Source organism: Olivibacter sp. CPCC 100613 (assembly GCF_036959255.1).
Lineage (GTDB): Bacteria > Bacteroidota > Bacteroidia > Sphingobacteriales > Sphingobacteriaceae > Olivibacter.
Window position 1 is genome coordinate 251557 of the sequence record NZ_JAWMTI010000009.1, and the last position, 9773, is coordinate 261329.

Annotated in this window: 10 protein-coding genes; 6 read left to right on the forward strand and 4 right to left on the reverse strand. The window is 39.8% G+C overall.

The window, feature by feature from the left end:
* The first annotated feature begins 27 nt into the window (after nt 1–27).
* From RYH73_RS22670 to coaA, 5 genes are all read left to right on the forward strand, one after another.
* On the forward strand, nt 28–1092 hold the full coding sequence (locus RYH73_RS22670) for a patatin-like phospholipase family protein (RefSeq protein WP_335315774.1): 1065 nt from the start codon (nt 28–30) through the stop codon (nt 1090–1092).
* A 306-nt stretch (nt 1093–1398) separates the two neighbouring features.
* Nucleotides 1399–1941 carry a nucleoside recognition domain-containing protein gene (locus tag RYH73_RS22675; RefSeq protein WP_442946131.1) on the forward strand — a complete coding sequence of 181 codons (543 nt, stop codon included), beginning with the start codon at nt 1399–1401 and terminating at the stop codon, nt 1939–1941.
* Nucleotides 1929–2537, forward strand: a complete 609-nt coding sequence (locus RYH73_RS22680; RefSeq protein ID WP_335315776.1) for a spore maturation protein — start codon at nt 1929–1931, stop codon at nt 2535–2537. Before RYH73_RS22675 ends, RYH73_RS22680 begins: the two co-directional genes overlap by 13 nt.
* 36 nt (nt 2538–2573) lie before the next feature.
* A complete protein-coding gene (locus RYH73_RS22685) occupies nt 2574–2981 on the forward strand; it encodes an OsmC family protein (RefSeq protein WP_335315777.1) in 408 nt (135 codons plus the stop codon).
* 127 nt (nt 2982–3108) lie between these two features.
* Nucleotides 3109–4065 carry a type I pantothenate kinase gene (gene coaA, locus RYH73_RS22690; RefSeq protein ID WP_335315778.1) on the forward strand — a complete coding sequence of 319 codons (957 nt, stop codon included), beginning with the start codon at nt 3109–3111 and terminating at the stop codon, nt 4063–4065.
* A 182-nt stretch (nt 4066–4247) separates the two neighbouring features.
* Here the strand turns inward: coaA and RYH73_RS22695 are convergent, their stop codons facing one another.
* Both RYH73_RS22695 and RYH73_RS22700 read right to left on the reverse strand, forming a co-directional pair.
* Complete coding sequence (locus RYH73_RS22695; RefSeq protein ID WP_335315779.1) at nt 4248–5129, reverse strand: mechanosensitive ion channel family protein; 882 nt, start codon at nt 5127–5129, stop codon at nt 4248–4250.
* A 4-nt stretch (nt 5130–5133) separates the two neighbouring features.
* On the reverse strand, nt 5134–5997 hold the full coding sequence (locus tag RYH73_RS22700) for a helix-turn-helix domain-containing protein (RefSeq protein WP_335315780.1): 864 nt from the start codon (nt 5995–5997) through the stop codon (nt 5134–5136).
* Nucleotides 5998–6141: 144 nt separating this feature from the next.
* Between RYH73_RS22700 and RYH73_RS22705 the strand changes: the two genes are divergently transcribed.
* Nucleotides 6142–8247 carry a heavy metal translocating P-type ATPase gene (locus RYH73_RS22705; protein WP_335315781.1) on the forward strand — a complete coding sequence of 702 codons (2106 nt, stop codon included), beginning with the start codon at nt 6142–6144 and terminating at the stop codon, nt 8245–8247.
* Between the two features lie 116 nt (nt 8248–8363).
* Here the strand turns inward: RYH73_RS22705 and RYH73_RS22710 are convergent, their stop codons facing one another.
* Nucleotides 8364–8591: a hypothetical protein gene (locus RYH73_RS22710; protein ID WP_335315783.1), complete on the reverse strand. Its 228-nt coding sequence runs from the start codon at nt 8589–8591 to the stop codon at nt 8364–8366.
* Nucleotides 8592–8723: 132 nt separating this feature from the next.
* Nucleotides 8724–9608 (reverse strand): fructosamine kinase family protein, encoded by an 885-nt coding sequence (locus RYH73_RS22715; protein ID WP_335315784.1) that lies wholly within the window; start codon nt 9606–9608, stop codon nt 8724–8726.
* Between the last annotated feature and the right edge of the window lie 165 nt (nt 9609–9773).

Below are 9773 nucleotides of genomic sequence, written 5' to 3' on the forward strand. Positions count from 1 at the left end.
CATTGAACAATTGCCCAACTAGCCTTTATGAAAAAAATCTTATCTATTGATGGTGGGGGGATTCGAGGGATTATTCCGGGAATGATTTTGGTTGCTTTGGAAGAAAAATTGAAGCAAAAGACCAACAATCCGGAAGCTGCCATTGTAGATTTTTTTGATTTTTTTGCGGGTACGAGTACGGGGGGGATTTTGGTTTGTTTACTACTTTGTCCGGACCAAGCCGATCCGAAACGCCCTCGTTTTTCCGCAAAAGAAGCCTTGGAGATGTATCTCAAATATGGACACGACATTTTTAGGATGGGCTTTTTTAAGCGACTCACCTCAAGCTTGGGTTTAACCAGTGAACGTTATAATAGTGCAACATTGGAAAATGTGCTGCAGAAGTATTTTGGTAAAACACGCTTGAGTGAGTTAATTAAGCCATGCATTATTTCTGCTTATAATATCGAACTTCGAAAGACCCATTTTTTTAGGCAACAAACCGCTATTGAACGAGGTGATGTGCGTGATTTCTACCTTAAAGATGTTTGCAGAGCTACTTCGGCTGCACCGACCTATTTTAGTGTTGCCGAAATTTACTCTTTATCAGGAACACGATATCCCCTGCTCGACGGGGGTGTGTTCGCTACCAATCCTGCATTAAGTGGTTTGGTTGAGGTGACCAGGGCCTTTAACCAAACGAAAATCAATGATATTCATATTTTTTCCTTGGGCACAGGTCGATCCCGAAAATCTTATAACCTCGAGCATTTTAAGAAAAGTCGGGCAATTTCCATGGTGCCCGCACTCATTGATATTATGATGAGCGGCGTTGCCGAAAGTAGCGATTTTTTTCTCCACCAACTATTTCGTTCTTCCAATAAGGAAAAAGATTATTTGCGTATTGAACCGGAGAACCTGAATAGCATTCAGGAAAGCCTAGATGCGGCTGAGGAATCGAACATGAAACGTTTAATTGCTTTAGGAGATCGTACCGTGAGCGAAAACCATTTAATCTTAGATGAGATGGCTGATTTTTTAATCGAAGAACAAAAGAAGAATGGCGCTCATGAAAAGCCTTGGAGCTTTTTGAACCGAAATTTGTGGAGTTAATTACTTTAGCCATTACCTATATACTAAAATTATGGAGTAATGGACATTTGTGCGAAGCGAACAACTAATAACAAAGAACTAATAACTAGCTAAGTAATGGCTTTAAATTACGTTTGGATAGCCTTCTTTTTAATTGCCTTTATCGTTGCGCTTTTTAAGTTGGTTTTTCTTGGCGATCAAGAAATTTTTCAAGCAATCGTCAATGGAACGTTCGATACGGCAAAGACCGGTGCCGAGATTTCGCTGGGATTGATCGGATTGATGTCTTTCTGGTTGGGTATTATGAAGATTGGCGAGAAAGGTGGGATGATTACTATTTTTGCTCGTTTGGTTGGGCCATTCTTTAACAAACTTTTTCCCGAGATTCCGAAAAATCATCCGGCACTGGGTTCTGTGTTAATGAATTTTTCGGCTAATATGCTAGGTCTTGATAATGCGGCCACTCCAATGGGCTTGAAGGCGATGAAGGAACTACAAGAGCTCAATCCGAATAAGGATATAGCAAGCAATGCGCAAATCATGTTCTTGGTGTTGAATGCTTCAAGTTTGACACTTTTACCTATCACCATCATGGCCTACCGTAAAGAAGCAGGTGCAGCAGACCCTTCCGATGTATTCATCCCTATCCTACTGGCAACCTTTTTCTCTACGTTGATCGGACTTGTCGTTACGGCGATCTATCAGCGTATCAACTTGTTCAATCGGGTCATCCTTGCCTATGTGGGTGGTTTGACGGTATTGATTGGCGGACTGCTATATTATTTTTCGACACTGCGTCAAGAAGAAATCAATGCCATATCCCAAGTTGCAANTTCAATCGGGTCATCCTTGCCTATGTGGGTGGTTTGACGGTATTGATTGGCGGACTGCTATATTATTTTTCGACACTGCGTCAAGAAGAAATCAATGCCATATCCCAAGTTGCAAGTAATGTTATTCTTTTTACCGTAATCATCTCATTTATCGCTTTAGCATTTTACCGTAAAATCAATGTTTTTGAATCTTTTATTGAAGGTGCGAAAGAAGGTTTTGATGTCGCTATCAAGATTATCCCCTATCTTGTGGGGATTTTAGTGGCAGTGGGCGTTTTTCGAGCATCAGGAGCAATGGATTATCTGGTACAGGGCGTGCGTGCAATTGTCAGCTTGGTAGGTATAGACACACGCTTCGTTGAAGCGCTTCCTGTGGCCTTTATGAAGCCAATGAGTGGAAGCGGTGCGCGCGGCTTAATGATTGATTTAATGCATGCGAAGGGTGCCGACGATTTTGCTGCTCGTGTAGCTTGCGTTATTCAGGGAAGTACGGAAACCACTTTTTATGTGTTAGCTGTCTATTTTGGATCGGTTGCAATAAAAAAGACAAGACACGCTTTACCAGCGGCCCTGCTAGCAGAACTAGCTGGAGTTATCGCGGCAATTATTATCGCGTATATATTTTTTGGATAGTAAAAAGTAAATTTTCACTAACAACGAACAACGAACATGGCGGAAGTAAATGTAACAGTTACCATCGGAAAGGAACGGTATAAAACAGAGGTCAGTAATGGACGAAATAATTTGATCGCCGATGAACCGGAATCCATGGGGGGTGCTGATCTGGGATTGGGCCCTAAGGAGCTTCTACTTTCAAGTCTGGGTTCCTGTACTGCTATTACTTTGCGTATGTATGCCGATCGAAAGCAATGGGATTTGCAGGAGGTTATCATCACGGCAAAAATGGAAGTTGTACCGAGCAGCCATCAACAGACAACCTACATAAAGAATCATATTAAATTAGTAGGCAATTTGGACGATAGTCAACGTCAACGTCTACTTCAGATTGCTAAACTATGCCCCGTTCATAAAATATTGTCCAATCCAATTGTAGTGGATGGTAATCTTGTTCCGTAGTAGTTGAGTGGGGAAATGTTGGGATCGCTGCGTATTTTACCGGCGATCGAATTTAAGATACATTTTTTACTTTTGAATTTCTATTTTTGAATTAGTAGGTTTGCGCTTGCAAGTTTAAACTTGGCATATGACTGATACGACAATAAAGGAACAGTATTCCCCTTATGTAAGCATTACGCGAGACGAATGGAAGTTACTGAACGGGGCACTGGATTTTTCGCTTTCCAATGAGGATATCGGTAAGCTACACGCTTTAAATGAACCTTTGAACATGGAAGAGATTCAGGAAGTTTACTTTCCGCTTTGTCAACTCCTAACTATTCATGTTGATCATGCTAATAAGTTATACGAAGCTGAAAATGCTTATTTACATAGCGATCGCAAACGTTCTCCGTTTATTATCGGAATTGCAGGAAGTGTTGCTGCAGGTAAGAGTACCACTGCACGTGTCTTACAAAAAGTATTATCGCTGTGGCCTAATAAGCCCAATGTAGCTTTGGTGACCACAGACGGTTTTCTATATCCCAATAAAATATTAGAGCAACGGGAAATAATGAACCGAAAAGGTTTTCCGGAAAGTTATGACACAAAGCGATTGATCAATTTTCTAGCAGATGTAAAGGCGGGAAAAGAGCGTCTTCAGGTTCCCCTTTATTCACATCTCGAATATGACATCATGCCCGATCAAATGCAGGAGATTTATAATCCCGACATTGTCATTGTAGAAGGAATTAATGTTTTGCAGGTGAATTTAAGTGAGAAGCATAAAGGGCCCCAAGTTTTCGTATCTGACTTCTTTGACTATTCCATTTACGTTCACGCCAGCGAAAAAAACTTGCTGGAATGGTATGTCTCCCGTTTCCGACAATTACAAGCCACAGCTTTTCAAAATCCCAATTCCTATTTTCATCGCTACGCCGGTCTCTCCGAAAAGGAAGCGATCGCTCGGGCAAATAGTATTTGGGACCTTATCAATAAGCCAAACTTAATCAAAAATATATTACCTACCCGATTTCGCGCTAACCTGATATTGGAGAAAGGAAGTAATCACTTTGCAACCGGGGTTAAGTTGAGGAAAGTGTAGTTGGTTGGTTGCGAGCATGAATGATGAGTGATGAGTAAAGAGTGAATCGGCAGACAAGCTTCAGAGCATTATCACATTGGTTAATTGTTGATCTCAGCTTAAGCTATAAGCAGTATGCTTAAGCTCGTACAAACCGATCATCACCATTGGCTCATCGACTAATTGGCTAATCATTACATTGGCTAATTCCCAATTTTCAATACTTCATTGAGCACAATGTTTTTGATGAATTGCGACTGTGTTTTTCCTAGATTGGTTAAGGTGAACTGAATTTTATACTTGACAACATCTTTTTGTACAGCCAAAACTTTTAGTTTCATACTGTTTTCAAGTACTTCATTACTGTGCTTATTAAGTAAATCGTTAAGTCGTTTTTTGAGATCTTCACGGTCCATCGTATGGTTAATGGCCAGCTCAAATTCTACACTCACTTTACGGGAATTTTGAAAGGATTGATTGACAATGTTGGTCGTAAAAACGAAGTTGTTGGGAACCATTACAATGTCGTCATCGTCATTATTAATTACAATGTTCACCAGCGTGATATCGATAATCTGGCCTTGGTACTCCCCTATTTTAACATAATCGCCTAATGTCAGTTGATCAGAGAACATGATTATTAGACCACTAATCATATTGGTGATATAATCCTTAAAAATCAGAGCGACGGCGGCAGCAACGATGGTAATGCTGGTTAGAAAATCCCTGGGATTGATTCCAAATGCCAACATCAGGCTAAAGATAATGACAACCGCATTGAGTACCGAAGCGATGCGATTGATACCCAGCACGAAGCTTCCCCGCGAACTGGTATGAAAGTAAAGAGAGCGTCTTTTATACCAGTATAAGAGAATGATTCGGACGGTTGAGATGATAATATTACTGGAAAGAAAAACATTTAATGCATACACCAATCTTTGCAAGGCCGCTTTGTCATTGTAGTACGATTCATATTCCACTAGTGTATAAGTTATAGGAATGAATACGAGAATTTTGATTGCCAGTATGAGCAGATCCTTTTTAAGATGAATGGTGCGTTGTATATATTCTTGCTGACTGTTCATTTTTTCAATGGTGTATTTTTTTTTGGAGATCACGTTGAAAGTTTGCCGGTAATTTGCCGGTATGCTTTTTAAAGAACCGTGTGAAATAAGCAGGATCTTCAAAGCCGATTTTCCATCCCACTTCGCGGATGGGGAGTTGTGTCCAAAACAGCAGGCGTTTTGCTTCTAGTACGCGTCGTTCATCAATAACAGTTTTGGCATTCGTACCCATCATTTCTTTCACCACATCATTCAAATGTCCTGCAGAAATAAATAATTTAGAAGCGTAATCAGCTACTTTCGTATGCACGAGGAAGTCTTGTTCTACCAAGGCGATGAATTGACGCATCAATGTACTATAGCGCTTTCGACCCGTAATATGCATATGTGAGCTAACATAGCTTTCCGTTTTTTCTAACATAGCCAGCAAAAGTTGGGCTATCACAGCTTTATTCTGTTTAAAGAGTCTGTACTCCTCTTCAATTAAAGTTACAAACGGTAAAATCCGTGCTAATTCATTTGACTTTAAAGATAACAGGTTGCTTCGAAATTGCTGCTCCCAATGATTATCCGCAGAGTAAGAAAACAGAAAGTCACCCTTAAATGTAATCAGGTACATTTGCGCGTTCCCGGGATCTACTTCGTAATGCACCTGCCCTGGACGCATATACAACAGGGCGGCATTCTTTGCCTCGTATTCTTTAAAATCGATAAACTGTCGGGTCGTTCCTTCGCAAAGAAGGATCAAGGTATAGTGATCATGTCGATGTGGATGGTTTGTTTTTTCATAGCGATCATGCCCATAGTTCAGCTTTTTGATATCAAATTCATCCGAATACCCTTCGTTAACACTTGATACATTATATATCGGGATGTTTTGCTTTAACATTTTCCATTCGATTTTTTTATGCTAAGTTAGGAAAATCCATGATAAGTACCATTATTACCTTATTTTGTTATGGGGCTACGCAATTTCTAAGCTTACTTTTGTATTACATAACGTATTGTCTAGAAAAAATAGGAAACAAAAGACATGCAAGGAGAAAATCAATTAATTGAATTACACGTAACCGGAATGCACTGTAACAACTGTGCACTCTCTGTGCATAAGATGCTGGAGAAGAAGGGTTATCAAAATGTTTTTGTAAGTTTTGCAAACGAGGAAGTAAAATTTACTGCCGATAAAGCGCTTGATGTAGATCATGTAATACAAGATATAGAAGGGTTGGGTTTTAAAGTACAGCAAGAAGATCAAGGCATTGTAAAAGTAGGTTTTTTAGAAAAAATAGAGCATAAATTTATTTTCAGTCTACTATTTACCCTACCGCTTTTCTTACATATGTTTTTACCATTTCATTGGTTGCATAATCCCTATGTTCAGCTAGGCTTATGCCTTCCTGTTTTTATTTTAGGTTGTACCTATTTCGGAAAAAGTGCCATTAATTCGCTTAAAGGGGGTGTACCCAATATGGACGTGCTAATATTTGTTGGTTCTACCTCTGCATTTGTATATAGTTTAATAGGTACACTGCTAGCTTTGGGATCCAATTACATGTTCTACGAAACCACGGCTACCATCATTACACTAGTGCTTTTAGGAAATGTGTTCGAGAAACGATCGGTTACGCAAACAACATCGGCAGTCAAAGATTTGATGAAAATTCAGGTTAGCAGTGCCGTACGCATTTTGGATGGTGAAACAGAGCGTGTTGATATCCATGAATTGAAGGTGGGTGACACCATATTGGTTAATGAGGGAGATAAGATACCTACAGATGGTGATATTATTTGGGGAGAGGCCTCTGTAAACGAATCGATGTTGACCGGTGAAAGTATTCCGGTAGAAAAGGGAAAATACGATACGGTTATTGGCGGAACATTGCTTGAACGGGGAAGTATCCGGGCGGTAGTTACAAAAGTGGGTAACAAAACAGTGTTGGCACAAATCATTGATTTAATGAAAAAAGCGCAGGCGGCTAAGCCTCCTATACAGCGTTTAGGCGATAAAGTAGCAGCTATTTTCGTTCCCGTGGTGATTGGTATAGCATTGTTGACTTTTATTCTAGCCTATTTTGCTTTTGATATAGGGTTTCGCCAATCGCTATTAAATGCAATTGCCGTTATGGTTATCTCCTGTCCGTGTGCAATGGGACTTGCCACACCGACAGCCGTGATGGTTGGTTTGGGAAGAAGTGCTAAACATGGTGTACTTATAAAAGGTGGAGATACAGTGGAAGAAATGACCAATCTACACTATATGGTTTTTGATAAAACAGGAACATTGAGTACCGGAAAGTTCAAAATAAAAGCTATCGAAAGTCAGTTAAGCGACGTAGAAACCGCGGCGGTGATTCATGGACTAGAAAGCTATTCAAACCATCCCATCGCCAAATCACTCGTTCAAGCTTTTGCTGACCGGGAAAAAAGAAAAATCATTTTTACACAGGTTAAAGAAGAGAAGGGATTGGGAATTAAAGCAATTGATAGTGAAGGAAACAGCTACCAAATTGGTTCCAAGCAACTCGTAAAAGATAGTGAGGAGTTTGCTGCGTATGATGTATTTCTCTTAAAAAATGACGACTTGATAATCAAAATAGCCATTGAGGACGAAGTTAAAGCGGGCGCAAGGGAGCTTGTACAGACCTTGAAAGAACAACACATTATACCGGTTATTTTAAGTGGCGACAAGCAGGAGAAGTGTGATACACTGGCTGCTGCTATAGGCATAGAAACGGTCTATGCCGAAAAGTTGCCACATGAGAAATTAGCGCTAATCGAATCCTTAAAAAAGGAGGGGAAAGTTGCTATGGTAGGTGATGGAATCAACGATGGTCCCGCGCTCACAACTGCTGATGTAGGTGTATCGTTGGGTGATGCGAGTCAGGTAGCGATCCAGTCCGCCAAGGTAGTTTTACTGAACAATGACCTACAGTCTATTATTACCATGCTAAAAATTGGTAAGCATACGTTGCTTACCATTAAACAAAACCTATTCTGGGCATTTTTTTACAATGTGTTTGCCATTCCTTTGGCTGCGCTTGGTTTTTTGAGTCCGATGCTGGCCGCATTGGCGATGGCCTGTTCAGATGTGGTCGTGATCGGTAATTCTATCCGATTGAAGTTTAAACGGTTGAAATAAAAAGTGAAAGAAACTTTCGATAAATAGTTGTCTGTATATTTTTACTTGTAATGATTTCCAAACGTACGAGAAACAAAAACCCCGGTAGATAAAGGAACTACCGGGATTTTGTGTTGCTAATTGAACATTCCTTTTACTTTGTCGATGAGGCCATCTCCTCCACCTTCGTTATTTCCCAGTAACGATTGCACGTCAAAGTTGCCACTTAATAAACCTTCTGCTTTGCCTTTTAAAGCATCAGGTAAATTGTTATTTACGTAATCGAGTACAACCGAAGTCGCTTTTTGTGCTAGCTCCGGGGAAAGGCCGACTTTTTGGATCAGCTCATTTACTAAATTTTCCATGCCTTTTGTTTTAATGTTGTCAATAGTTTTATGAAAACATTAGAAGTATTTTTTTGTTTGCGCAGTTTGACTATTAACCTGAGTTCAATTATTATTTTCTGCTCAGAACACTGTGAAACGGTCAGGTTCAACTTATTTATATTTATCAACAATCTGTCTAACCTGTTTCATATAACTTCCTCCAAAAACATTGGCGTGAAACAGTAGAATATATAGATTCCACAAGTCTGTTCGTCTCATCCATTCCTTTTCCAGCGGGAATATTTCTTGATAAGCATCATAGAAAAGCTGATCGAATCCGCCGAAAAGTTGCGTCAAAGCGAGATCCATTTCACGATGACCATAATAAACTGCAGGGTCGATTAAGAAAGGGACACCTGCTTGATTGATCATGTAATTTCCCTTCCAAAGATCGCCATGTAATAAAGCAGGCGGTTCTACGGGAAACAGGGAAGGCAGGCGCTCAAATAGCTGTTCGAATTGATTAAGTAATGTGTCGTCAACTAAGCCGATTGATTGACTGCGTTCCAATTGTTTTTTTAAACGCTCCTCAATAAAAAAATCTGCCCAAGAAGCATTTGGCGTGTTATGTTGAGGAGTAGAGCCTATGTAATTATCATATTCCAGGCCATAATAATCCTGGGTATTCTTATGGACAAAAGCAAGCATGCGTCCTAGACTTGCTTGCGCTTCCTTATTATTTTCACCTCGTTCTATCCAGGGCATCAGTAGGAAAGCTTCCTTATTGAATTGGCCAGCTACCAATAGTTCCGGTACCACTGCGCCACCGATACGTTTCAAAAGCTTTAATCCTTCGCGTTCCAGTACAAAGATATTTGGCAACGCGTCCGCATCGTTGATTTTGATAAAAAAAGATTGATTGGTTCCTTGGATTTGATAATTTTTATGAATATCACCACCCGATACCGGCAACATGTTGCGTATTTGGAAGCTAGTACCCAGCAATTTGCGTATCACTTCCTCTATATTTTCTATAAAATCAACCGATAAAAACATGTTCGAATGTTTTGAATAAACCAATCGTATAAATGTATGTAAAAAGCTGAGAATAAGACAACATAAGAGGTTTAAATTTTATATACTTTTGATAGTTTTAAAAGAACGTTTTCTTTATTCAATTTTATCCGTTATTTGTTTATTCTGAAAGGCACTCATGCTACT

Coding starts and splice junctions, on each gene's coding strand:
- RYH73_RS22670 (WP_335315774.1), top strand. CDS start 28: ATGAAAAAAATCTTATCTATTGATGGTGGGGGGATTCGAGGGATTATT.
- RYH73_RS22685 (WP_335315777.1), top strand. CDS start 2,574: ATGGCGGAAGTAAATGTAACAGTTACCATCGGAAAGGAACGGTATAAA.
- coaA (WP_335315778.1), top strand. CDS start 3,109: ATGACTGATACGACAATAAAGGAACAGTATTCCCCTTATGTAAGCATT.
- RYH73_RS22695 (WP_335315779.1), bottom strand. CDS start 5,129: ATGAACAGTCAGCAAGAATATATACAACGCACCATTCATCTTAAAAAG.
- RYH73_RS22700 (WP_335315780.1), bottom strand. CDS start 5,997: ATGTTAAAGCAAAACATCCCGATATATAATGTATCAAGTGTTAACGAA.
- RYH73_RS22705 (WP_335315781.1), top strand. CDS start 6,142: ATGCAAGGAGAAAATCAATTAATTGAATTACACGTAACCGGAATGCAC.
- RYH73_RS22710 (WP_335315783.1), bottom strand. CDS start 8,591: ATGGAAAATTTAGTAAATGAGCTGATCCAAAAAGTCGGCCTTTCCCCG.
- RYH73_RS22715 (WP_335315784.1), bottom strand. CDS start 9,608: ATGTTTTTATCGGTTGATTTTATAGAAAATATAGAGGAAGTGATACGC.